Annotated in this window: 18 protein-coding genes; 2 read left to right on the top strand and 16 right to left on the bottom strand. The window is 50.5% G+C overall.

All coding sequences use genetic code 11. From position 1 onward, the window contains the following. Positions 1-23: 23 nt before the first annotated feature. The 16 genes from PLH32_12255 to PLH32_12330 all read right to left on the bottom strand — a co-directional run bounded on the left by PLH32_12255 (position 24) and on the right by PLH32_12330 (position 24,002). A complete protein-coding gene (locus PLH32_12255; GenBank protein HQJ65378.1) occupies positions 24-1,952 on the bottom strand; it encodes a hypothetical protein in 1,929 nt (642 codons plus the stop codon). A gap of 19 nt (positions 1,953-1,971) precedes the next feature. Then, complete coding sequence (locus PLH32_12260) at positions 1,972-2,286, bottom strand: hypothetical protein (protein HQJ65379.1); 315 nt, start codon at positions 2,284-2,286, stop codon at positions 1,972-1,974. 57 nt (positions 2,287-2,343) lie between these two features. Next, a complete protein-coding gene (locus PLH32_12265) occupies positions 2,344-2,916 on the bottom strand; it encodes a tetratricopeptide repeat protein (protein HQJ65380.1) in 573 nt (190 codons plus the stop codon). Continuing rightward, positions 2,861-3,586: a tetratricopeptide repeat protein gene (locus PLH32_12270; GenBank protein ID HQJ65381.1), complete on the bottom strand. Its 726-nt coding sequence runs from the start codon at positions 3,584-3,586 to the stop codon at positions 2,861-2,863. Before PLH32_12270 ends, PLH32_12265 begins: the two co-directional genes overlap by 56 nt. Before the next feature lie 12 nt (positions 3,587-3,598). After that, positions 3,599-3,820 (bottom strand): hypothetical protein, encoded by a 222-nt coding sequence (locus tag PLH32_12275; GenBank protein ID HQJ65382.1) that lies wholly within the window; start codon positions 3,818-3,820, stop codon positions 3,599-3,601. A 34-nt stretch (positions 3,821-3,854) separates the two neighbouring features. Further along, the gene (locus PLH32_12280) at positions 3,855-5,900 is read right to left on the bottom strand and encodes a caspase family protein (protein HQJ65383.1); all 2,046 of its coding nucleotides are present in this window, start codon (positions 5,898-5,900) and stop codon (positions 3,855-3,857) included. Between the two features lie 116 nt (positions 5,901-6,016). After that, entirely contained in the window at positions 6,017-8,158 is a 2,142-nt protein-coding gene (locus PLH32_12285; protein ID HQJ65384.1) for a CHAT domain-containing protein, read from the bottom strand. 146 nt (positions 8,159-8,304) lie between these two features. Beyond that, positions 8,305-10,983 (bottom strand): CHAT domain-containing protein, encoded by a 2,679-nt coding sequence (locus PLH32_12290; GenBank protein ID HQJ65385.1) that lies wholly within the window; start codon positions 10,981-10,983, stop codon positions 8,305-8,307. A 212-nt stretch (positions 10,984-11,195) separates the two neighbouring features. After that, the gene (locus tag PLH32_12295; protein HQJ65386.1) at positions 11,196-13,202 is read right to left on the bottom strand and encodes a caspase family protein; all 2,007 of its coding nucleotides are present in this window, start codon (positions 13,200-13,202) and stop codon (positions 11,196-11,198) included. A gap of 95 nt (positions 13,203-13,297) precedes the next feature. After that, a complete protein-coding gene (locus tag PLH32_12300) occupies positions 13,298-13,927 on the bottom strand; it encodes a hypothetical protein (GenBank protein HQJ65387.1) in 630 nt (209 codons plus the stop codon). Further along, entirely contained in the window at positions 13,887-14,288 is a 402-nt protein-coding gene (locus PLH32_12305; protein HQJ65388.1) for a hypothetical protein, read from the bottom strand. Before PLH32_12305 ends, PLH32_12300 begins: the two co-directional genes overlap by 41 nt. 103 nt (positions 14,289-14,391) lie before the next feature. Further along, positions 14,392-15,036, bottom strand: coding sequence for a hypothetical protein (locus tag PLH32_12310; protein ID HQJ65389.1), 645 nt, complete (start codon positions 15,034-15,036; stop codon positions 14,392-14,394). A 36-nt stretch (positions 15,037-15,072) separates the two neighbouring features. After that, positions 15,073-16,209, bottom strand: a complete 1,137-nt coding sequence (locus tag PLH32_12315; protein ID HQJ65390.1) for a hypothetical protein — start codon at positions 16,207-16,209, stop codon at positions 15,073-15,075. A 421-nt stretch (positions 16,210-16,630) separates the two neighbouring features. Then, entirely contained in the window at positions 16,631-17,896 is a 1,266-nt protein-coding gene (locus PLH32_12320; GenBank protein HQJ65391.1) for a caspase family protein, read from the bottom strand. A gap of 64 nt (positions 17,897-17,960) precedes the next feature. Beyond that, entirely contained in the window at positions 17,961-19,403 is a 1,443-nt protein-coding gene (locus PLH32_12325) for a hypothetical protein (GenBank protein HQJ65392.1), read from the bottom strand. Between the two features lie 486 nt (positions 19,404-19,889). Next, positions 19,890-24,002, bottom strand: a complete 4,113-nt coding sequence (locus PLH32_12330) for an SdrD B-like domain-containing protein (protein HQJ65393.1) — start codon at positions 24,000-24,002, stop codon at positions 19,890-19,892. 400 nt (positions 24,003-24,402) lie between these two features. Here PLH32_12330 and PLH32_12335 point away from each other — a divergent pair, with 400 nt between their 5' ends. Both PLH32_12335 and PLH32_12340 read left to right on the top strand, forming a co-directional pair. Beyond that, positions 24,403-25,668 (top strand): MFS transporter, encoded by a 1,266-nt coding sequence (locus PLH32_12335; GenBank protein ID HQJ65394.1) that lies wholly within the window; start codon positions 24,403-24,405, stop codon positions 25,666-25,668. Positions 25,669-25,671: 3 nt separating this feature from the next. After that, complete coding sequence (locus PLH32_12340) at positions 25,672-26,217, top strand: GNAT family protein (protein HQJ65395.1); 546 nt, start codon at positions 25,672-25,674, stop codon at positions 26,215-26,217.

Here is a 26,217-nt window from a genome sequence, read left to right on the forward strand (position 1 = left end):
TACATTGGACTGGTGCAATTGTATCATAAGCCTAAAAAGCCAAACAACCGCTGGGGATAAAAACTCAGGCCGAAAGCAACATGGCCTTTCTGATATACTTCGTCGAATTTCTTCTTCGCATCTTCTATGGTTGCAACGTCGTCCAGGGAAACGGACTGGCTCAATTTCGGTCCTCTTCGCCAATAATAAAGTAGGTCGAGCTGCAGCTCTTTTTGTATCCGGTAGCCGAGACCAAGATAAATCCTGTCCAAAGGATTCTGGGAAACGCCCAATCCAGCTTGCAGCATCAATTTTTGCAGACTGAGAAATTTATGCTGTTGAAAGCGATCGATATCCCGCCCGCCCAGATGGAAATTCAGCAGGGCGTAGAGGTGCTGATCCAGCTCTTTATCGCCCGATTCACTCATTGCAAGCTGGTTGCCAGCGATCTTGAAATTCGATTTCTTGACATATCCTGCCGCTATCCCGACACTCATATGCACAAGACTTTTTTCGTGGACGATATAACTGGTGCTGAATACATCACTTGTTTCAATGACCTGCGTGACAGGCGCACCAATGTCGACCGGCTGCAGTACATTTCTCTTAATCGACAGATTAATCCGGGAGGGCGAGGAGATGTCACTTAGTCTTTTCATACCATAAAAGAACAGGGTGGGTTCGGGTTTCTGCTCCTCGCCTCTGCGTCGCGCCTCCAGTACGGTTTTAAATTGACCAAAGGTTAATTCAAACTCGGATTGTAGCAACTCGACAGACAACGTAATATCATAGGTTTCCCAGGGATTGTCCTCCAACCAGATGGCATAGAGGGAGTCAATGGCGTAGAGGTAATCGGAGGGAGCATGATTTTCTTCATGGATAAGGAAAGGAAGATTGACCCCGCCCGCTCCGATAAAGATAAGATAACCATTCTTTTCAAGGTCAATCTTGCCGGCCTCAGGATCTTGACAGAAAATGGCCTCGAGTATGGCTTTGCAGTCCCTTGCCTGAATCGCACTTTCGATCACGCCATTATAGGACTTTAACACCCGGTGTTCATAATCGAGGAAACGGTTCTGATTACGCAGAAAAATAAGCTGTTGACGCACCTCTGCCGGATTGAAATCATGGAGGCTGTGTATATTTTTCTCGAGCACCTGAACCGATCCCAGAAGGGTATCGAGTTTGGTCAGGCGGTGCTCGAGCATACTTGAAAGCAGGGTCAATCTCTGATTCAAAACGGTCATATACTCTTCAAGACTTGCCAGCGGATCATCTATCTTGGTCAGACTCTTTTCGATGCCTGCGAGAGAATTTTTAATCCCCTTGAAGATAGACGGTTCCCACTTCGTACCTGAAAGCGCTTGCCGGAGCTTCCCAACGGCGGCGGAGGCATCGATTGTCATGGCCGGATCCAATGGCTGCTTCAGCAATAAGTTGATGAGTGCGGTCACGATACTTTTCATCATCGGATGTTGCAGCATTTTGGTATTGAGAAGATCGATCGACGAGTTCAACTCCCCGGTGAGACGGCCGAGCTCCTCGCCACCTCCATCCGGGAACTGCCATGAACTCGACTCCATTTGTTTTTTTAAGTCTTCACCCAGATTTTGCCAGTAGGCTTGCGAATAGGTCAGAGTATCCTTCTCTGAATAACCTGTCCATTGCTGATAGATGAGTTGGACCAGCAACAGCCTCTGTCGCAGATTCGCGCGATAGAGATGCAGATGATCGAATACGTTTTGAAAATCCTTCATGAAAGCTATTCTTTGGGCCTCGAGCTCGGCCATCTGTGTCCGGGTCGCAATCAGATCGTCTGCTAAGGATTTCTTTGTCTTCCCGCTTTCTGCTAATAATGTATCTCTTTCTGTAGTAGAAGCGGATTCCTTTTCCTCACGCGCTCCTGCTGCAGTACCTGAAATGATCCATATCAGAGTGATTGCCAGGGCAATACAGGAGCGGAGTTTGTCCATGATCTGGCCTCGAGGATTTTTATAATTCTCTTCCATGGGTAACGCCGTCTATTGCTAAAGTCCCGTAGCCTATGCTGTAAGGTACCCTGTCCATGGCGCCATTCTGCCAGTAAAAAATTAAAAAGTCATCCCCAATCTGATATCGCCCGCAATAGTAATTCCACCCGTACTGTCCCAGTGCGATAACATAAGGTGCTTTTTTGCAAAAGGTACCATAATAAGAGAATTGCCAACCTGTTTCGCCGGTGATCCATGCACCCAGCAAAGCCCTTTTTCGGGCATCAAATGCCTGTTGTCTTTCGTATTCCCTTTTGGCATGGTGTAATTTTTCCAAATATCCTTCGATGATGGCCTTGGTGAAGCCCTCAACACTGCCTGCGGACGCGAGTAATTAAAGGGATCGGTTGAGAAGCGATTCAGCGTCATCGAATTTACCCAGCCCCTGGTAACAGAAAGCAAGATTCTTATAGTAGTGGCATAATTCAGGGTTTTCGGTCCCCAATTTCTGCTCCTTCATGTACAGAGTCCTGGAAAAGAGTGGAGCAGCTTTCATGTAATTTCTTTGTTTATAATAGAGCACCGCTAATCTGCTGAGGTCGTCTGCGAGAACACCTTGGTTATTACCCGGAGACTTCTCTCTGATGGCGATCAACTTTTCCAAGGTATTGCATTCTGAAGTGATATCTGATTGCATGGAATAAAAAGTTGCCAGCGTGCGAAGGATGTTGATTAAGTCCTGATTATCAGCGCCAAGGATTTTTTCCTGAATATAAAGGCTCTTTTTCAAATAGGTTTCAGCTTTTTCATTTTGCCTGTCATAAAAATTGATCAGACCTAAAAAATAATAGTCATATGCAACATCCATGATGTTATCACCCGATGCTTGTCTTTTAATCTCAATACTTCTTTCAAATTGGGGTTTGGCTTCGGGATATTTTTTTCCGGTTAAAATAGAGACAGGCAAGGGTCTCAAAATTTGAAGCGATCACTGGATGTAAAGCAGGGTAGATCTGCATGTTGGTAGAGACAATTTTTTTTAAGAATTGTTCGGCCTTTTCAAAATCATCATCCTTTTCATACGCTTTCCCCGCCCCATAGAGCTGTTCAACGTAAATAAGCAACTGCTTTCTTGAGCATTTCTCCTCCGTCGCTACAGCGAGTGCAAATTGTTCAGCTGCTTCAGCATACTGCCCCTGCTCAAAATATGCTTCAGCACGAGAATTACAGGAATTTGCCATGGTGTACATCGGTAGATCGGCTTTGAACTCTTTTCTCATCCATAAAAGCTGTTCGTTGCATTCCGCCATGCACCAACCGTTTTTATTAAATAGAATAAAATCGCTCGCGGGGCCTGTTTTTAATTTCTCGTCCGAGGTTATCAATGTCAAAGCTTTTTCATAATACTCTCTTGCCTTCGCCGGTTCATTATGGAACAAGTGAATATGACCCAAATTCAAGTTGGCTGCCATGCTTTCTGGTAGTATCTGACAAGCTTTCTCTGTCGGCTTTCTGGCGTCAGAGAACTTTCCTTGCACAAATGAGTACCAACCCAAACTTAGAAATGCATCGCCATAATCCGGCACCAGACGGTTTACTTTACGTAAATCAGTGACCGCTAGATCATAGTTTTTCAAAGCGCCGTTGGATTAGGCTCTGAGATGTAGGGCATCCGCATATTCAGACTCGATTTCGATAGCCTGACTGCAGTAATCGATGGCACATTGATAAATGTTTTTATCATAACACTCTACTGCTTGTTTGTAGAGGAATTCAGCTTCCGGAGGGATCGTTTTTTCATCAGGTATCCAACCGGCTGCGGCCAGGCTGATCCCCAGAATGAGGGAAAGAGATATTATCACCCTTTTCATCGTTTTGCCTCTTGGGATCACGAATTGAGTACGTTTAATTGGACGCTTTTGGCTTGATCACAAATGCCGCCATGGCTGTTGTCCACTCATCGATGGGAGAGGCGTCGATCACCGAAGTGTCACGCGTTCCACCATAGGCGAGATTGAGAAGCCTACCCAAAGGACTTTCTATGCCTGACGGGGCCGCCTGACCTCTACCGACGGCCCGATACCCTTCCTGTTCCAGCACAGAAAAATCCGCTGGATTGTTAGTCGCGATTAATTTAATGGCATTTAGGCCTTCAGGCAAGCTGATTTGCATGGCGTAGCTTGAAACAGAATCTCCCGGCGCCAGAGGTCTGTCCTTCGCGCCCCTGCCCGGGAAAAGATAGGTGATCTTGCCGCTTGAGCCCAGATCCAATAAATAGCAATAGACTTCCCGATCGCCATTATTTTTAAAGGTCACGGTAAAAATATCCTGATCGTGAAAAACCATGGTACCACCGGCGGTCTCTTCAATGGGCATAGGCCCGACAGGTCGTTTTTGCTGTGAATCGTAGCTCGCCCAGCGATGGAGCGATAAGGAGACTTTCAGATCAGCTCGGTTTTCCAGATCAAAGAGATTCCGCCAGCGCGCGATTTTTGTCAACTGCGGCAGCAAATGCATTGCAAGGTCTAAGGTGTCTCGCGCAAATGCTTTGATATCACGTTGATCCTGGCCTTTAAGCAAAAGTATCTTACGGTCAGGACTTAGGGTTAATTTGACTGCATAGTCTTCATTCCCACTGACGATTTTCACGAGATCTTCCTGTTTTCTGTACTCTTCGAGCGCGCGTTTGACTTCACCAAAAAAAGCGGGATCCTGTTTGAGTTCCAGAAGGATTGGCAGCTGCATGTCGCCATAGTGATGGAATCTCTCAAATGCTGAGGCGTGGAGAGGTAAATCAATGCCAGGATCTCTCGGGTCAGCCCATGCGGTAAAAGCCTCCACGTCCGAAGACACTGTGACATCCCCAAGATATCGTGAACTGTCCGCTTTATTTTTCGTGCCCGGTTTGAAGATTGCATAAACCGACCCTGGCGTTACCCGATGGGCGGAGCCGCCGCTCAGCTGGATGCGATTCAGCGACCTTTTATTTATAGTGAGATATTGATCAACTTTGCCCAATTCGCCAAAAACCTGGGCATCTCTACGCCCGCCCTCAATCTGCGGATGCTGGTCGGGGAGTTTTAGTAAAACCTTTGCTGCGACCTGATACATCACTTCGCGGTAGGTCTTGGACTCAGGGGTGCTGAGGGCTTCATACAGAGCTTTTGTAAGAGCGCCATTACTGCCAATTTCCCAGGATAGTTCGTTATCAGCGCTGCCGGAGATCAACACATAGTTGGGATTGGGAGGAAGAAAGCCGGAGGGACCTTTGGGAATTTCCGTCCTAGAGCCTCTGGCGTGCGGCAGATCCAGTTTCAGGGTATCAGCGAATCGTGCCCGCGCATCGAACAGATCGAAACCGCCGCGTGTTCCGGAACCGGAATGGCAGCAATCCAGGATAACCGTTACGTTTTTGCACTTTTTGGTCAGAACTTCAATCCAGGCGCCCAAAATTTCGTCGACAATATACAGCGCCTGGTCTCTTTGATTGCCGCCGTCATAGGGAACGATCGCTTCATCATACCCATCCATCTCATCGTTGTTCAGATCGGTCATTTTAGCGCCGTGACCGCTGTAATAAAATAGAACCTGCTTTTTCGGACTGGCTTGTGCGATCAGGAAATTATTAAAAGATGTCTCGATATTTTCCCTGGTAGCTTCTGAATTGAGAAGCGTTTTTATATTGTCTTCTTTAAAACCAAATTGTTCGATTAGAAGTTTTTTCATGAGGAGTACATCATTGATGCAGCCTTTAAGTTGCCGGTTCTGCGGCATGTTGGGATAACTATTGATGCCGATGAGCAAGGCGATATTCGCAGCCGATTTTTCAACCGGTATTCGTTCTGTGATCTGATTTGAGTTCCGAGTATCCTCTCGTCCTGGGTGCATAGCCGTCAAATGGCACGAAAATGAAAGGATCAAGACCGAGGAAAGCGCTTTAAGAGATTTCATGGTCTGGCCTCCTAATGTAAAGATGAATGTTTTCCATTAGAGCTTTGCACGAATGGTAGGTCGTTTCCATGTCATCATTAAGGCGTACTCATGCTCGGTAACTATTAAAACCATTTTCATTCTTTCTCTGCATCCATTTCCAATTTCAGGTTGGAGTCCCCATAGTAGACATAGGACAAATAGGTTGGGTCGCCAGTTTCAAAAAACCTGCGCCGTGTCTTTTGTAAGATTTCAGTTACTTTGATTGGCCCCTTCTGCAGGCCATGAGATAGGTTCGTATAAAAATCAATAGCAAATTCTGCTGCTCCTTGGTCGCTTATTGGCCATAATCCCCCGATATACCCACTTGCCCCCGCCTCCAGCAGCATTGGTGCCCATCCTTCAACAAAATTGGCAATCTGGTTAGATTGCCCAACTTCACAGGCATTGAAAAAGACAAGAGGATGCTGTCCTATATTTATTTTTGGTAAGAATCCTTGCATGATCCGTACACTTAAACTTCCATGTTCGAGAACTATCTGATATTCATAATGTCCAAATTGAGATGGAATGACTTGACCGTGTCCACAAAAATGAATTATGCCCTGAGGCGGTAAGCTAAAAAGTGCTTTTACACTAGCATAATCGCCTGGAAATCGGATGAAATTTTTAAAAGACTGAAGTACTTTAATTTCGTTTTCTTGATTTTTTAAAAATAGTTGATCGCGATAATTCGGTGCGACAACTGCGAGCGCCTTCCAAAGTAAAACGGATGGAGGCTTGTCATCGACCTCGTCACTCTTGTCTACAGGCCAAAGCCCAACATTAAAGTCCATTCCTAAAAAATCTCTCTCCTCAGTACCACGATAAGGCCTCATCAATGCCCATGGAATTAGTGGATCATTTGAATAGAACTGAATCGATTGAAAGTCATTACCAAGTTTATCAACCAGTTTCCAAAAGATAGCCTTCAAGTTCGGTGGTGCATACCTTTTATAAAGCTCTCGGCCGAATGATCGACAAAGGGAGAGAGTTTGGTCTTTTTCAACGTTAGCAATGGCCTCAGACGGTACAACGGGCGAGACATCCCTTCTTTCATATTGCACAAATTGGTGATAGTATGACTGCACAAAATCGGACAAGCCGTCTGGTTTGGCGTATTCCTCGGAGCTAAAATTAAAAAATTTACTATGGATGTTGACCATTATTACGTCCTTGTTCTGGATATACTCCACGGTGAGATCTGGATTTTCTTGATGACCATGGATCGTAGCCCGCCTAGCTTGAGTAACCAGGCTCTTAATATCTGAGCTCGATCGGGAGAGGAGTGCCTGGAGAGCGAGTGTACTATCTGGCTTCTTTTTCATATTCTTATTTTCTATAACGATTTCACGAACACTACGGGCGAGAAAGCCGTCTTCATTCCAAAAGGAGACATAGATTTTTGTTATTTTCCTTTGCTCCAGGATTGGGTTAGCACAAAGATAAAAAATCGCCGGCTGTGAATCGCCTTTAAGTGGCAGGATGAAGGTCGAAATATTTGATCCTTTATAGATCGAAAAGTCCGGGGCATTTATCACCGCCGTAATCTTCCAGGATTCGCGGCGCAGTAAACTCAAACCTATTTGCCCTCTGTTGTTCGTATCACCTAAAATGATCTGGACTTCTTTAGTGAGCAATCTTTCCGTCAAGGATATAAGCAATGCGAACGAATCACTCGCCGCTACCGCTGCAGGGCATTCTATTGTTGGATATCGATAGAGCAATATTCTATCTGCTCTGTTCTCCTTTTGGGATGTAGTATCGTGACTGAGGGAATCAGGCTCTAAACCTAACAAACGCAGGATCTCGCGTTCGTCTGCTGCTATCTTATCAGATCCGTTTGAATCATTGGCTGCAATCCTCTTTGTTGGCTCTCGTTCATACAAATAGTCATCATCCTCCCACGGTTTCTTACTGCCTCTCTCAACATGACCAGAAGAATCAAGTAATTCATCTCGATTTGCATATTCACTTATCATTTCTTGCCAGCGCCGGTCGATTCTTTTTACGGAATCAAGAATAGCCTCCTGAGTTAATACCCTATATCGGTTGATAACTTCTTGGGAATCCAGCAGAGCTTTTTGTCTGGCATTTAGTACTACGGTTTCCTGATAAATGCCGTTAACTTTCCGCTCAAATTGTGTTAATAAAATAATAAGCCCGATAATAGCGGTGAAAAGCGCTATGATCAAATAGATCTTTAATGATAACCATATATTCTTTTGTATTAAATTCATTTTTAAGTATCTCTTTTTCGGTCTAAGAGTTATGTCCGCCGACTATTTCTAGCCACAAATCTTGAATTCAACTCAAAGAACGACCTATTTTTCCGGCAATACGAGATAAATTAAACTTCTCAATTTCTTATCCCGCCAAGATGCTGTCAATTCGCCCCTACCAATTGGAATGCCGCCCAATATCGCGGCGCCTCGAAACCGGACGTTTTGCGCACATCATTCTGGGCGCGGCGCAAGGCTTCGGATTTGCTTGGATTATCGGTATCGTCGATCAAGTGCTGATAAAATCTTTTCATCAATAAAAGCGTGGCGGGGTCTGAGACATTCCATAGACTGACAAGCACGCCTCGGCTACCTTTGGCGAGAAATGCCCGCTGCAAGCCGATGGTTCCTTCCGATTCCTGAATATTGCCGAGCCCAGTCTGGCATGCACTGAGTACGACCAGCTCCGCCGATAGGGCCGGAAGCTGGTCGAGGACCTCGCCAACGGTTAGCAGGCCATCGTTACTGTGATCGGGCGCCAGTGCGATGAATGAATCACGCGCTCTCGTCTCTGCAGCATAGGCATATCCATGGGTGGCAAAATGAAGTAGACTGGCTCCACCTGCCTGCCTTTTCAGTTCGGTCTCGCTTGCAGCTGTCCCGGTATGGAAAGGCACACCTGCATAGCTGGCCAGCCATTGTCCCTCCTGCTGGGCGCCTTGCAACGGGGTTAGCTGGACTTTCCTGCCATCGCTGCCCAGCACCTGTGGCATCGCGGGATTGCCGATGACATACGCCTTTTGCAGAATCGATTTTCTGGCTAGTCGGCCATCGGATCCGGGCCGCTTCCCGGCTTCTGCGAGTACCTGTAGCGAGGGCGCATAACGCAGGGCGTAGTGTTGGCCGAGAGTTACTTCGGAGTCACCTAGGGGCAGTGCCGCAAAGGGTACCAGGTCAAGCGCGCCATGTGCAATAACGATGATTTCACCGGAAGCCGGGAGGGCAACGCGGACCTCGGTGGGCAGAAGAATCGCCGATAAGTTATGGAGATATGCCTTTTCTGAATCCTTTGATTCGCTGGAATTTGCACCCTGGGCAAGGATTGCCAAACTGGTGGCATCAGCTTGCTCGAGGGGGATGACATCGCGATCATTGATGCCGCCGGCAATCCGCTTGACCGTCCTCGTATTAGCGACTCCCATTGCGAACCGCATAGCAGCTACCAACTCGCCAAGGGACTGGCGGGCATTTTGCGCCAGAGCGCCTTCACGGATCGTTGCGCTCTCTCGCTGAGCCAGTCTGGCAAGTGATTCAGACGCCAATCCTTTGCGATAAAGCTCTACCCCGCCTCGCGGAGGAATAATCCATACAAGCAGGGTGTCCGCCGTGAGCATATAGTTCAGGATAGTAGTGTTGGGTTCCCGGTCTTCCACCAGGGAGGATCCCAGTTGATAAAGAGAGGTTTGAGCTTTGATCACACTCGACGTGCGCTGCATCAAGCTGAGCATCGCCTGGGTACGTCCTTGCTCGGATGCAGCTAGGGCTGATAGAATCGCTTTTTGTTCTCCTGATTCTTTGGCCAGGGCAAGGCAGGCGAGCACCCATTCGCCATAAAGCTTGATGTCCTGTTCTGCCATGCTTACACGATCCGGATCTTCACCTGCACGAGTAACAATCCTCGAACTCGCCTCTGCTGCCGACTGATAATAGCGAAGCGCTTTGTTCAAATCCATAGGATGGCAGCAGCGGTGCCAGGTACGAGCGATTCCGGTAAGTGTTGTCCTCATCCCCCGCACATCTTCGATATGCCTCTGCATAGTCAGTGCGGAATCGTAATAGGCTAAGGCTTCGGCTGGCCTGGATTTTTCCACATAATAATCCCCGGTATAGCAAAGCGCCATGGCTTCTTCCTGCCGACTTCCAGCCTTTTTTGCCAGGAGGCGTACCGCAATCAGGGCGGATAGATTGGGATCTTTCAACTGCATCGCCGTTGTGAATCGGGTCAAGTCCTGTTGTGAACACTCCTTGCCGAACAAGTTCTCTCTGGTCGTTATATTTTCATCGGATTGGAGGATTTTCGCGAGATCATCAAATCCCTCATCACTGGCTTTGAGATATTTTTCGATGATCGCGCGCCCTTCCTCTGTTTTCCCTTCTCTGATGAGCTTGTTGCCAATCCCCAACCAGACACCCTGGAGTTCCAGTTTGGATGCCGTGAGACCTAACTGGTCGCCTGTTTGTATGAAGAGGGTACAAGCCTGGTTCAGATAATCAACAGCTATCTCCAGTCGGCCAATTGCGTGATAGATGCGGCCAATGCTGTCGAGGGTGCTGGCTTCACTTTTACGGTTCCCCAACTGGTGATATTTTTCTGCGGCCTGTTTCAGATAAAACAATGCAGAATCGGACTGACTCGTCTGCCGATGTATTTCACCAACGCGGCGATATGCCTCTACCTCTTGTTCGGGGTATGGATTGCTGGAGAAAGCTGCCAGGCATTTTTTCAGGTGCAGCGTTTCATTTTTTTGATCTTTAAAATCCTGGTAGACGATGCTGATATTGTATAACACCAGGCCTTCATTATCAGACCGCCCGATTCTGTGGTAAAGGGCGGCACTCTGATTCCAGCAGTCCAGGGCTTTGAGTTTGTCCTGATGCGTTGCCTGGTTATAACAGGCCACTCCTTGATCGAAAAGGGATTTGGCGCGTTCTTTGAGAGCTTGTTTTTCGCTTTCCATGAGCTGCTGGCTGAAGAGCAGGCGGGAGGGGAGGAGGAGTATGATACCGATCAGCAGGATGATCTCTCGCGGCCAAACAAATTGTTGTTTTGCAGGACCTTTCATGCTACCACCGGCACTTAAGTTGTTCAGGAGAAATAGAGTTCAGTAATCGGGAAAGTTTGACAATGAATGTGCCAATATTGCGATATCATTTTTATCACCATGAGAGAGATTACTCAAAATAGACTAAAGGTGCATCCTCGCCAAGTGCAGGCGAAGCGCAGGAATACGCGGATTGATCTACCAGACGTTGTGCTATTCTGAAGCCTTTCGGGCTAGTTGGTTTTTTTGACAACAAACACACGGTCCGCTGTGGCCCACTCGCCGGGGGCGATATTGGCCATCTGGACATCACGCGTGGTGCCGGCAGCGGCCTGTTCCAGCAAGGCTTCAAGGGGATCGGCTGGAACCGACTTTGATCCTCTTTCGCCACCCGCGAGGGCTGGGAGATCGATGATGCGCAGGTTGACAGGTTTTTCCGTAACATAGGCTCTTAGAATATCCCTCACATGGGGCTGCCCCTCCGGCACGGTTGCCCTCATCTTCAAGGTCTTGACAGAATCCGGAGCAAGCAGCTCATTGGCCCCTTGGGTGAACGGGAAGATCACTTGAGCCAATCCTTTGTTGGTCAGATCCAGGAGCGAAAGATAGAGCCCGCGGCCAGATGTATTTTTTATTCTGCACTCAAAGATCTCACCGTCAAACATCACGGCATCCGAAGTATCCATATGCGCAAAAGGGTCCCTCGAGCTTCCTGCGGTGGTCACATTAATCGTGAAATCGATCATCTGAGGAGATGGATTGGTAATGGAGAGTATATTGTACCATTTGGCCCAATGGTTGACCTGGCTCACGATGGCAGCGACGGCATCCGGATCCGAAGTCTTGACCGGGGGTGAGACTTCAAGAGTATCGGGCCCCTCGGTGATGATCTTCCCGCGCGCTTCCCGCAGCAGGAGATGATACCCGTAGGGATCGGTCCGGGTTGAAATGTGGTTGTACTTGCCGAGCTCGGCCTGGACAGCCTGCAAGGTACTGGATGCAGACAGTCCGGAAAGTGCGACGACAAGTTTGCGATCAGCATAGTTATGTTCCCGCTCTACCGCCCGGGAGTATGGAGGAATATTCGCGCCCTGTACCAATTCACCCGCCGCCGCAAAGGGCGTGACGTCGCCCACCCGGGCTCGAGCGATCGGCGTTTCCGGCGGTTCGAACTTTTTTGTCCCTGGCACGTAAATATCAAATAGAGAGCCCTTTGTCATCCCCTGAACTTGACCAGCGGCAAAGATGACCATCTTTTTCCCCTGGGGTGAGACTTCAATGAAACACTGCGCCAGGCTGGATCGATCGCCGAAAACCAGGTCTTCACTCTTCTTGCCTTCGAGCTGTGGTTCCTGGCCGGGACAAGCACTCATCACAGCGCCTTTGACGCCCGGGAAGATGTCGCGCCAGGTCACACCATTCTGGGTGGACTCCCCTTTGGACAATTCCTGCGTTAGAAAATAAGTCAGAGCACCATGCTCGGTGTTGTTCTCGTCCAGGTACTCATAGGAACTCTGTTTCGATAGACAGCCGGCAAGCAACGTATAGGGGAGATCCTCCCGGCGCAAATCAGCTTTGCCGATCTCGGCGGCTCGTGCCCGGGCCCTGCTCGCCGTTTCCGGTGGGATTCGCATATCTGCGGGGATCTCGCGGATGCGTCCCGCGGCACGCGTCGCAGTGCCGGAATGGCAGGCATCGAAGATGAAGGTGATATACGGCGTTTTGGCGCATAATTGCTGGAGCAAGTCATTAATTTCATCATCGCTAATATCAAAAATGTCGCCCTGCCGGCTGTCGTAGGGCACGAGGGTCTCATCCAATTTGTCGGCTTCATCCCCCGAGGTATCTTTCATCTGCGATCCGTGTCCGCTGTAATGAAAAACGATAATGGTGTTCCCGTTGGCTTTGTTGATCAAGTGCTCCTGAAAAGCCTTGACTATGCCCGCATGTGTGGCTTGTTCATTGATGAGGGTCACGATATTCTCTTCAGGAAACTCAAATCTGCCTTTCAACAGGGTTTTCATGGCTTTAACATCGTTGATGCAGCCGGCCAGAGGGCTGATTCTGGCGTTGGGATGGTACGTATTGATGCCTACCAGCAGAGCGAGTTTGAGAGGAGATGTCGCCGCTGGCGGCTTTTGCGGGATACTCTCATCAACCTGCTTCGGCTTGCAGTGTGAGCCTGTTATGATGGGTGAAATCATCAGCAGACCGACCAGAACGCTCTTTATTACTGTCATGATTTTCTCCCCTAAATACAATGAAGAGGAAACAGATGCGAATACAGCAGATACCGATCAATACGCTTTTTACATACGCTTTTTATTGAAGTGTGCTATTTCCCTGGCAGGTTTGCGCCCACGGCTATTCCGAACGCTAAACCGGCCGGAAAGGCCAGCTTTTGCAGGATTTTCTCCCACAGGCTGCCACGGCGGATCTCGGATATTTTTTTGTACAGTTCGGCATTGTCGCTCAGGAGGGTGCCCATTTCATTCAATGCAGCAATACGCTTGTCTTTGATCTCCATAGCGAATTCGTATTGCGTCACCAACTGCTTGTGCAAATCCGCCTGGCTCCTGTAGCCAGCCAGGGCTTTTTCATAAGCTGGGATTAACTCTATCTTTTTTGCATAGTCTTGCGCCAATCTGTCCGAAAGCACCAGGCCAAGACGGCCTTCCCTGTCCTTTACTTGATAAAACTGTCCGGAGATTATGGAAAAACCGACCTCGTAAAGCGGAAAGGAGGTTGATTCCCCTACTTCGCGGGCTTGAGGCTGCGGGAATTCCCGGGCGATGCTTTCCATCATCTGACCGATGCTCTCGGGAGCGCCTGCGGTATCAGCGCGAAGAAACTTGATTTCCTCGATATTCTGATCAACCTGTCTGGCCAGATTCTCCAATAAAGACTGGGTCGTCTCGATGGGTTCACTGGTTTGGGCCAGGGTTGAAAGTGGATACAATACCACGGCCGCGGCTAACAGTACCCTGTGCGTTCTGGGCGATGATATCCACCGCCTGACTGAAACTAGTGATCTTGCCTTTAATCTCATCGATGTTTCCCTCCTCGGTTTTGATGCTCAGTTCGACATCACGCAACAGATTTTTCAGTTTTTCAATCTCTGCGAGGGTTTTGTTCTCCTCCTCGACCATCTGAGCCATTTCCGATTTCAGCTGGTTATAGCGCGTGTTATTTGCCGCAATCTGGCCTTGGAGATCCTTGATGATGCGTTCCTTGTCGCTGAAGAAATGCTCTTTAATGGCTGATGCCAACGAGAGCAAGGTTATGACGACCGCAATGGGGACGATATATTTTTTCAGTGCAAACATGACCCGGACTCCTTTCTTTTAGTTCGGCTAGTCATTACAAGTATGATCAAGACACAATAAGCATGATAAACGGCCTTGGTTTATCGGATGGCCTGTTGCCGCTCTATTTTACGCCCCGGTAAACCAGAGGATAATAGTCACGGAACCTGCCCCAGCTGCAAACCTGGAAAATGACCCGGCTTGCGCTGCCGGACGCTTCATAGACCATGGGCTCATTGGCCGGGCTGTAACCTGCAAAGAGCACGATATGGGAACCGGGTTTGACCAGTGCATCGCCGGGTTGCATCTCGGTGTACCAAATATATTTCGGACGCGGGGCGATCGAGCGGATGGTGCTGGTGGTATAACGGGGATTGTCCGTGTCGATGCCCCAGCAGCGCATCACGAAACCGGAACAATCAATGCCCGTGGTGCAATTTGTAATCCCCTCCTTGCTGTGCGAGCCGGCCGCCTGGCCTGCCGCCAGCTTGCGGTCGAATTCTTCAGGGCTATCAAAGCCGCCCCAGTCGTAGGCGATGCCGGTGATGGTATCACCCGGCTTGAATTTGCATTGATAGGTTGCCGCGGTGACACATTTGGCCTCCTGGTTGTTGGCGCCGCATGTCCAGGCATGCTCACTGTATTGCCTGGCGGTTTGGATGATTTGCTCACGGCTCCGTTCCGGCAAATGCGAATAATCTATTCCCTGGGCAAGCAGCAAGGTGGCCAGTAGAGCCAGGACGATCGTACTTTGTATGGAGTTCTTCATAGCATTTCTCTCCGGCTGGCGGATGAGACGGACCGACTAGAATGGCTTTGTATCCCACTCGCTGATCACGATTTCGTCCTGGTTGATCAACAGATGATAGACGGTACCTTCGACGATGCAAAATTCATCAAAGGGAGAAATGAAATTCCCGACAGGGATATCCTCTATTTGGCAGATCAGCCGGCCCTTTGCAGTGTATTTGCGGATGATCTGACGGATTTCGATTTCCGCACTGCCCCGGGTCGTTTCGAGCAGTACATATATTTTGCCGCGTTCTTCACGCCCCAGACATCTCAAGGCGATCATCGTGGCGTCGTCGCTGGCATAGTATATCGGAATGGCCGTGGCGCTCCGGGTTCCGGCTGCCGGCAGACGGATCTCGCCGAGATTCGGCTTGATGAAACCGACTTTGACGTCGCTGCTGGGCTCGCCGGCGCGGGCAGAGAGTGGATGGGGGTCCATGGTTCCCTTTTCACTGATCCTTGTCCATTCCCCGGTTATTGCGTTCTCCACAACGAGTACGCCGTATGTCGTGGAATATAGTCTTTTCATGGCGAATCCCGTCCGAATGTCGCGGAGGAAGGCGCCGGACGGGTCAAAAAAAGCTAATCTCAATTTCAGCGGATCAGCGATGACAATAGTACCATTATTCAGAACCGTAAAACTTTGCGGTCCCTCTGGCAGCTCATCTTCAGCCCCCGGCATGAAGCCGATGCGACCAGGATCATTGACTGCAGCAGATCGGTCGCCAGAGCCGCCGAGCATCTCAACAGGAATCGGTATAGACCGGGTGATGGGTACAATCTTGACCTCAGATGAGGAAGGCTTCTTGCACGCTTGACAAAGGATCAAGGCAAAGATGCATAAGACAAGGCAGGAACATTTGGACATATGGATTCCCCTTGGCGAGGTTGACTGCCTATTCTTTACGACACGAGTTTTAATGAGGTTTGGATGAAGAAGGTGCACCAGCGCGCTCCTGTACTGTTGAGCGAGGATAGTATGTAAGATATTGCAGAATCTGCATGCTGCTTGCAGCGCTGCTTTCCATGCTGACAAGAGCAGATTTTCGCCCGACACCTCGCGTGCGAACGCCACACACGAGACCACTCCGGGTAGGAAGGTATACAGCACCGTTTTAATTAAAGAATCGCTTAGTTTTATTGAGATCATAACATCTCCCCGCTGTTGCCCCTGCCTTCCTCGAGGCCTGCTGAGGCAGCAGGCCGATTGGATGCCAAATGCTGATGCTATGATTCTGAGTGGGTATCGCAGTTGAATAGCAGGTTAAACAGAACAGGGGGTACTCAGGAGGGGAAATCTTGAGGTAGATGCACGTTGTGCTGCCCAGAGGAAAGGTATTGGTGGTATTTCTGTCTCCCCGCATCCCGTCGTTGCCCAGCAATATACAACAATTGATCACATCTTACTGGTCACTCGCCGCAAAGCTCTTGAAAAAATAGGATCAGCCTAAAAACTCCTGCTAGTGAAAGATACTCCATGGATCGAGGCAAAGCAAGTATTTTTTAAAAGACTGTAAAGTTATACTGTTTAGAAATCGATGCATCCAAAATGGGTGAGTGTTGTGCTGTTTCTATGGAGTTCTTTCAAAGATATAATCACCTCCCTCATGGCCTGTTCCGTGCAAGGGAGCATACTGCGGAATCTGTGAAACCGGGCTGTTATATACGACAGGTTCTATCAACCTGCTGTACAGTTGCTGGCAGGTTAGGAACTTGTTAGTATTTTTATCCAGGGCCTGCACCAGGTATGTGATGAATACACTGACATCGGGCACTCTTTCTTTGCCTCCGCTTGTTAAAGCGTGCCGGCTTGGACGTTTTCTCAACTCCTTGATTGTTTTTTGGGCAGCCGGATCCGGCGTACGCATGGTCAGTGTACCGCTGAAACAGGCATCGGCGACGACGAGAATATGCCGGCACTTCATCTGCTTTATTATCTGTATTATAGCATAGTTAGGGAACCAGGTGCCCGGTTTTTCCTGTGCAGCATCACGCGGCCACCAATAACCTTCATCATCTTCGAAACAGCCATGGCCTGCAAAAAATATCAGTAAATTATCAGCTGCTGACAGTCTTTTTTTTAGACTCATCAATGAATCTATCATGGTCAGCCGATCCGGATCAGTGACCAGGTAAATATGCCTTTTATCGTATCCATAATGCTTGTATAAAACTAATGCCAGATTCCAGGCATCTTCTTTGGGATATTGAAGGCCGGCGACATTTTTGTCGTTATAGTCTTGAACAGCAAAAAGCAGGGCATAATTCTGGGGAGTAGTTTCCAATGAAGGCGGATGACTTGATGAGATCCCTTCTACATCTCTTGTCTTTACCCGTTTCTCGATGATTGCTTTAGCTGTTTTAATCACCTCTTTTTCAGGGAAATGATTCGCCAGGACTTCGATGATGTGCATCGCTTCAGTGTAATCCGATTTTTTCATATACGCAATGAAGGAAAAAAACAACTTGCGATAAGCTACTTCCCGTATTCCTTGGATGTCTTTGAGATATCGGCTGTGTTCAAAACTCTTCTCAATTTGATGAAACTTTTCTTCAACCGCGAGATAATCCAGTGCTGAAATGAAATCGTTGGACTTTTCTGCGACTCTTCCCAGATAAAAATAAGGCAAATAATCAATGAAGATGGTGCCATAGGGCCTGGCCTTGGCTTCTGATCGGGACTTTTCCAAAACGGCTTCAGAAAGAAAATGTGATGCATCAACCCATGCACCCTGATTGATCGATTTGAGCGCTTTTCGATAGTTCGAATACCAGTCTTGCGCCTGGGCGTGATTTATCAGAAGACAAAAGAGGAAAAAGGTCAGCACATTCTGCATGCTATTGCACCTATCAATATTTTTCCCTCCATGTCGCCGCATATCTGGTTTTCCTCTCTTGAATTCATTTATTGAAAAAATCCATCTTGTAATTCATGGAAAGATAAACTTGGGTGTATTCCATCTTTCGTTCCTTGTTATCGCTTATAAATGATGAACCGGTCTGATAAACGACAGCTGCATCAATGAATAGATTATTCATGCAACCGATGCCAACCCCCGCAGTGTAACCATAATAGAGGGGAGTTCGATCACGACCATCCTTGATATACGGGGTGTAAATAAAGAAGCCCAGCCGTAAGGGGAATGAATATTTGCTGCGAAGGAGTACATACTCAGTCCCCAAACGATATTGTTGTGTATTGCTTTGTTTCCTTGAAGCACTGATGTAGTCATTTCCCGGAAAGTTTTCCTGATCAATCAGACTATCAGCCCCATTTCTGCATGTGCGCCTTAGCATTTCCAATTGACACTTTGACCACTCACAAACGGTATAATCCGTGGTGATGGTCCACTGGCTGGCAGGCCGAAACGAAACCCCCAATCCCAGTATTCCCGGATAATGCAAATTGCCGGATTGTTCATAAGATGTACTATCGATGATCACATTTTTATTGGAAAATAGGAACTCGCTCTCATAATTCAGGATGCAAGGCAATTTATAGACTAGGCCAATACGAAAGTTCTCCGACATACAAATCATGAGACCAAAATTTCCATTTATGCCATGAATACGAGCCGTCGATTGTTGAAGAATATCCGCTGAAAAGTGCGTTGTATCCGATCTGAAAGACATACCCTTGGGTGAAAACCATGGAAAATTCCTGATGAGAGTACCCTCCAATTGAGATTTTTCAGTTCCGGTATGTCCGCCATACCAATAGTTTAAAGTCGCTCCAATTTGCATGGATGCTGAGAAGGGTATTCCAACGCTCAGAGAGATATTATTAAAGCCTCCTGAATACTCTTTCCGGAAGCTGTTGATACTTCCTTTAAAATACTGCAATGGCGGCAACCCCATCAACAATGAAACTGGCTCGAGCAAGTGCTCGTTTGATTTATAATTCAGTATCCGCTGATAACTCATCTGGGGGACAATCCTCAACTCTCTTTTAGAGACTTCAATAGGAAAGGCAAAACTGATAAAATCTATGTTCGTGCCCTTCCCTTCAAGCTTTTGCTCGGAATAATTGTTCGTGAAGGCAAATAATGGCGGGACCTTCACATTGTAGGAATAGTCTGTAAAAACGAAAGACATTTCAGGGTCGATCATTCTTGCCAATCCTGCAGGATTCCATGTAGTTGCAGTGGCATCATCGGCGATTGCGATGAAGGCTCCCCCAACGCCAAAAGCGCGGGCCCCCGAGCCAATTACGGTATTCACAAAAACATCGGTGGGTTTTACGAGATCTTCATATTGCAAAAAGTCAGCCGGTATTTGCGCTGAAATCCTTGAATATGCTTGGAGTCCCAGGAGCATGGCGTATAGTATAATTTTTTTTGGCATAACATCTCCTGCAAATTCACTATTAGGACATTCTATAGGAATGACCCTCGGTGGTTATTGATCACTTCAATACACCTACAGAATAGCCTCGCGGTAATACAAATACAGTTTAAATAATTGTTGAATTCGGAATCAAAGAGGGAAGAGGGAGGAAGTCATCATTTTTTTGGAGAGTATTTACGAAAGGAATATACCGTTTTCAGGCTCCCTGCAGCCCGCCAATGCCCAGCCCTTATACAAAACGCCAGCAAAGAACTCCTAATCCCGGCAAAAATTTCTTTTTTTAGCTCTTGCGTTTCAAGTATTTGCTGAAAGATAATCCTTACATGAGATCAAATCAAGTGCTTTTTCATTTATTTTCTTTAAGCAGCTGTCTCTGGACGCATGAAGGCCACTGAACAGAGCATGTTCTGCAAATTTGTCGAATAAAAAAGCCGGAGGCCAACCAGCCTCCGGCTTTTTTTTGTGTAGCGGCAGAACAGGGGGCTACTTGAGGAACATCATGGTGCGTTTTTCTTCAAAGTTGTTGACCCGCATGGTATAGATATACATCCCGCTCGGCAGCGGCTGGCCATAGTCGTTGCGGCCATCCCAGACTACCATGTGCGCCCCGGCATTCATCGGGCCGGAAATCAGCGTGCGCACTGCTTCTCCGCGGACGTTGTAGATCGTCAGCGCAACCCTGCCCGCTTCCTTCAGACTGAAGTTGATGCGGGTTTCGGGGTTGAACGGATTGGGATAGTTCTGTTCCAGAGCGTGCTTGGTCGGGACTTCGACCACGGCATTGACCGGCCCGTGGGCATTGAGGCGTCCCTTGTAATCCACATCGACCAGCTTGTAGTAATAGCTGGCGGAGGGTTTCAACTCGCTCTCGTCGGTGTAGGAGTAGCTGCTCACCGAGGAGGTCGTTCCGGCGCCCTGGATCAGCTCCTTGTTGACGCGAGTATAAATGCCATTCTCGCTCTCAGCGCGGAGGATGTGGAATCCAAGGTTTTCGGTCTCCGACTGGGTGGTCCAGTTGAGGATGACCTTGCCCTGGCTGCTCCTGGCGGTGAAGGAGGAAAGCTCGACCGGCACAAGGATGTGGACCTGCGCGCAGGCGATGTTGTTGGCTAGATCCGGATCAAAGGAGACACTGCTCACCGTGACGCAGTTGTCCATGCCGCCCAATTCATCGGTCGTGCACATCCGTACCCGATAGGTGACGCTGGCGCCGACGGCGAGGTGCTTCTCGTGCCAGATCAGGGGGTTGGGCCCCTCATCCTGGGCGCGCTCTGCGGTGATGAAGGCGAGCCCGTCCGGCAGGTTGTCGATAAGGGTGATGCCCCGCGCATCATCAGGACCGTGGTTGGTGACGGTGATGACAAAGGTCAGGGAGTCTCCGCGGTAAAAATAGCTGCGGCTGTCCTCGATGATCTTGGCGACCTCGAGATCGGACTCGCTGTTCTCGACCACACCCGCATCCCATCCCGTGTAGGTCTTGCCGCTTTCGACGCTGAACTCGTCGGTGCGGCCGTTGACCGGGTTGGCGTCCGAGTCCATGGCGTCGTCGCCGCTGTTCCAGATTGTAAAGAAGAAACCAGCCGGCAGCGAAAAGACCACGCGATAGACGCCGGGGGCCATGTCGGCAAAGCTGTAGAAGCCATCCGCGTCGGTTGTGGTGGTATCGACAGCGGTCTCAGCAGCGCCGGTGACAAGGCGGACGGTGACATGAGCCATGCCGGGCTCATTCGCATCCTGCTGGCCGTTTTGGTTGAGATCGTTCCAGACTCGGTCGCCGATGAGAATGTTGCTCTTCACGGGAGGCACGTAGGGGGTCAGTCCGCCGTCCAGGGTCAGGTAGTTGGTGTTGGCAGCCACCGTAAAGGGCGCGCTTTTGCCGCTCTCGGGGGCGATATCCGAGTCGGCGGCTGGATCGCTGCCCGCCTTGTACAGCGTGAAGAGATAGCCGGCCGGCTGAACCACCTGGATGCGATAGGAGCCGGGTGCCATGTCCTTGAAGAGATAGAACCCGTCTGAATCCGTCGTATCCACCAGGACCAGGCTTTCATCCAGGCTGCTGAGCAGATTGACGATAATCCCGGGCAGACCCGGTTCGCCCTCTTCCTGCAGACCGTTGTGATTGAGATCCTTCCAAATCCGGTCGCCGATGGTAATGTGGCTGACCACAGGCGGAATGAAGGGGACAAAGCCGGCATCCATGCCCAGATAAGCGGCATTGGAGACGACGCTGAAGGGCGCGCTCTTGCCGCTTTCGGGGATGATATCCGAATCGGCAGCCGGATCGCCGCCCTGCTGGAGCAGGGTGTAATCGTAATCGGCCGGCTGAACCACCTGGAGGAGGTAGGAGCCGGGCGCCATATCCTTGAAGAGATAGAGGCCGTCGGCATCGGTCTGACTGGTCAGGACCAGGCTTTCATCCAGGCCGCTGAGCAGGTTGACGGTGATCCCGGGCATACCCGGCTCGCCTTCATCCTGGATGCCATTGCGATTGAGGTCCTTCCACACCCGGTCACCGATGGAGATATTGCTTTTCTGCGGCGGGATATAGGGTACCAGGCCGGCATCCCACATCGGGTAGTTGCCGCCATTCATCGCAAAAATCGCCGGGGTTTTGCCGTAGACCTGGTCGACATCGGAATCCAGGTCATCGTTCGATCCCTGGTCTGGCTTGGCGAAGGCGTATCCCTCGGGCAGGACGAATTCGATCAGATAAGCGCCGGCCGGCATCTCCTTGAAGAGGTAGGCGCCCTCTGCGTTGGTAACGTCGGATTGCACCAGGGTCTGGTCGACGCCGCTGAGCAGGTGGACAGTGACCTTGTCCATGCCCGGCTCGCCCGCATCCTGGAGGCCGTTGTTGTTGCTGTCGATCCAGACACGATCGCCGATCCGGATACCGCTCGGATTGGGGTATTCCTGCTGGATGCGCAGGATCACGCAACTGGAGTTGTCGGTCAAATCCTCATCCTTGTTGGGGCTGGAGACCCAAACGCAGTTCTCCACCTCACCGAGGACGCTGGTGGCTTTCACCTTGACCTTGTAGGTGCGCGATTCGCCCGCCGCCAGCGAGGTTTCGATCCAAATCAGGGGATCGGGACCGGCATCGTAGTGGCGGTCCACATTGACCAGTTCAAGGGCCGCAGGCAGCTTGTCGACGACGCGGATATTGATGGCTTCGAACGGGCCCTTGTTGGTGACGGTGATATCGAAGGTCGCTTCTTCACCGGGTACCAGCTCGAGATCGCCGCCCTCGACGCTCTTGGTCACCGTTAGATTGGAGACATGCTTCGGGATCATTCCAGCGTCGAGGTTGAGGCGCGATTCGTTCTCCTTGAGATAGAACACACCGGTCCGGCCGGTGTTGGGATCGGCATCGGAGTCCACCTCACGATTGCCGCCGACCCGAGGCGCTGTGAAGAAGAAATTCTGCGGCAGCTGATATTCTAGCCTGTAATTCCCTTCCGCGACATCGCTGAAGAGAAAGAGACCGTCCAGATCGGTGGTTGTGGTGCGGATCGCCTCGCTGGTGTTGCCATCGAGCAAACGAACCGTGGCATTGGCGATGCCGGTTTCATCCTTGTCCTGCAAGCCGTTCTGGTTGGCGTCGAGCCAGATGCGGTCGCCGATCAGGCCACGATGGATGGTCGGCGGGCCGTTGAAAAGCAGATCATCCGGCCAGAAGATGAACTGGTTGCCCTGCCGGACGATATTGGAGGGATGATACGTGGTGATCACAGCCTGCCACCAGCCGGGCTCGGGATTTTCGATGAGATCGCCGCCGCCGTTCAGGGGCAAGTTGGGGCTTGGGGGATCGGTATTCCAGCTGCCGTCCTCCGTTAGGGTGCCCGGATATTCGACGCCGCTGGGGCTGATGTACTTGACCGAGCAACCGTCTTTTTCGAGATCGAAATTGAAGAGACGCAGAACGTCGCGTTTGGACACGTTGAACCAGAAGGTATTGGTCAGCGATCCCTCGCCGACGAACTGGAAGGCGGTGCGCTGGGCATAGAGTTTGATTTCGTTGCCGTTTGCGGCGATCTTGTCCGCATTGCCGTCCTCGATGCCGATCTTATAGCCGTTCTCGTCATCGCCCGCCACCGCGACCGTGATCTTGTACATCCCGGGGCCGTAGTCGCCCGCGCGCAGATCGTAGAACTTGACCCACTTCTGGCTGGTGCTGACGTCGCCGCCCTCGTAGACATGGCTGGCGATGAGGGTGTTATCCGGAGCGTAGAGGGAGAAGGTCGTCGCTTCCCAGCCATTGGATTTCTCTTCATCCGAATCGGTGGCGCTCTCGGGATTGTTGCTGAAGGACTCGGGATCCCAGAGCTGGATGGTCGCCACAAAGTCGGGATTCACGCCTTTGGGGATCTCGAGCCAAAAGATGTGCGGGGAGTTGCCATAGGCGGGATTGGTCCACCAGTCCCCGTCATCAAATTCAGCCGCGGGTCCGTTGGTCTGCATCAACACATTGTCCTTGCTGGGTAGGACCACCTGGCCGGCCTGAGCCGCCGGCAGGAAGGCTGCCGCGAAGAAGAACGTGAAAACCAGAAGCCATAACCCGGTGCTGACGCGATGCTGCCATTTGATTTGCTTCATTGTACTCATCTCCTGTCGATCAATTCACATCACCTGTCACGTTCAGGCTGAGCCCAGAGCCGCCTGACTCGCTCTTTTCGCCGATAAACCCCTTCCCTGTCCTGCACCTCCTTTCGTTACTTCTTTTCCTCTATGATATCAGTTACACTTGTCCTATTTCTTTGTCAGAAAATCCGCATTTGCAGCTGTTTTATGTGATTGATAACTCTATTTATATCAAATAATAAGTAGAAGATCGCGAGCGCCGTTCGCACTCCTGTTGCTCAAAAAGCATGCCAGAAGAGAAGTCCGGAAGGCGGGGTGCGAAGGTGCGGGAGGGAGAAGAGATAAAAAAGGTGTGGGAAAAAGAGCGGGATTTCAGTACATTAAAATTCTACAAGGCGTATCAAGAGGTCCCCGGATGAATTCCGATTCGATACTGCGCGCCTTCGCCTCCAGGAATTACCGGCTTTACTGGGGGGGCCAGGCGGTCTCGCTGCTTGGAACCTGGATGCAACGCGTGGCCATGGGATGGCTGGTCTATCGCTTGACGGATTCCGCCTTCATGCTCGGGGTGGTTGAATTTGTCAGCCAGATCCCCGCTTTTTTTCTCGCCCCGGTGGCCGGTGTCTATCTGGACCGCTGGGACCGGCGGCGCACCCTGATCGCCACCCAGGTGCTACTGATGGTCCAGGCGGCCTTGATCGCCCTGCTGATTTTTGCCGGCTGGATCCGCATCGACCACATCCTCGTTCTCAGCGGGCTGTTCGGGCTGATCAATGCCTTCGACCAGGCGGGACGTCAAGCCATTGTCAAGGACCTTCTCCTCCGGCGCGAAGACCTCGGCAATGCCATCGCCCTCAATTCGACTATGTTCAACGCCGGCCGGCTGATCGGCCCCTCCATTGCCGGGATCACCATCGCCCTGGTGGGTGAAGGCTGGTGCTTCCTGATCAACAGTCTCTCCTTTATCGCCATCATCTTAGCCTTGCTCCAGATTCAGACTGCGCCCGCGCCAAGGCCGGCCTCTGTACCGCCCGGCCTGATCGCCAGCATGCGCGAGGGGCTCTCCTATTCCTGGCGCGTTTTCCCGATCCGGATTATCCTCCTAGCTTTGGCGCTCTTCAGCCTGATCGGCCTTCCTTTCACCGTCCTCCTGCCCGTCCTGGCGAGGGATGTTTTTCATGGCAATGCTGCCACCCTCGGTTTCATCACCGCCTCGACCGGGGTCGGCGCGCTCTATGGCGCCTGGTACCTTGCCAGCCGTAAAACCGTAACGGGGCTGGAGCGGGTGATGGTCGCGGCGATCCTCATCGCCGGCGCGGCGCTGGTACTGATCGCCCTGGTGCAGCGGCTCTATCCCTCGCTGATTTTCATCATATTCGCCGGCTTCGGCCTCATGGCCGTCTACTCCTCGGGCAACACCATCCTGCAGACTCTTGTCGCGGACGACAAACGCGGCCGGGTCCTGGCGCTCTATACCATGACCTACCAGGGCATGGCACCGCTCGGCAGCCTGTTGGCGGGGCTCCTCACCCGGCACACCAGTGCCCCGACCACGCTCTGCATCAGCGGCGGCCTGCTGCTGGTCAGCGGACTCTATCTTACCCGCTATCTCAAACGCATGCGCTTCTTCATCCGCCGCCACCGGAAACTCGCCGAAGCGGCAGTAGAATCGGAGGGATAACCTGTGTACACCTGCACATTTTTACAAGGAGAGAGTATCTATTTGCGGCCTTTTGCGGAAGAGGACCTGGAACTGGTTCAGTTTGGCAAGAATGACCCACGGGTGCGGGAGACCCTCTTCCTGGCCATGCCGCAGACCCTGGAACAGGTCCGGGCGGAGATGGCCGCTTGGAGCACCAGCAAGGAGACGGTCCTCTTTACAATTTGCAGCAAAACGGAGGGCAAACCGGTGGGACAGACCGCCTTTGTGCGCATCGACCTGATCAGTCGCGCAGCGATCTTTTACATCGCAATCTACGATCCCGGGGAATGGAAGAAGGGCTATGGCGGGGAGGCAACGCGGATGATGGTCGCCTATGGATTTGACCAGCTCAACCTCAATCGGATCCAGTTGCACGTGAGCTGCGAGAATACGCATGCGGTTGCGGCCTATAAAAAAGCAGGGTATGCCATTGAGGGTACCCTGCGCCAGGCGATGTATCACCATGACCGCTATGTCGATTTTTACGTGATGGGAATCTTGCGTGAGGACTATTACCGGCAGCACTGA

The organism is bacterium (assembly GCA_035419245.1).
Taxonomy (GTDB): domain Bacteria; phylum Zhuqueibacterota; class Zhuqueibacteria; order Residuimicrobiales; family Residuimicrobiaceae; genus JAKPUX01.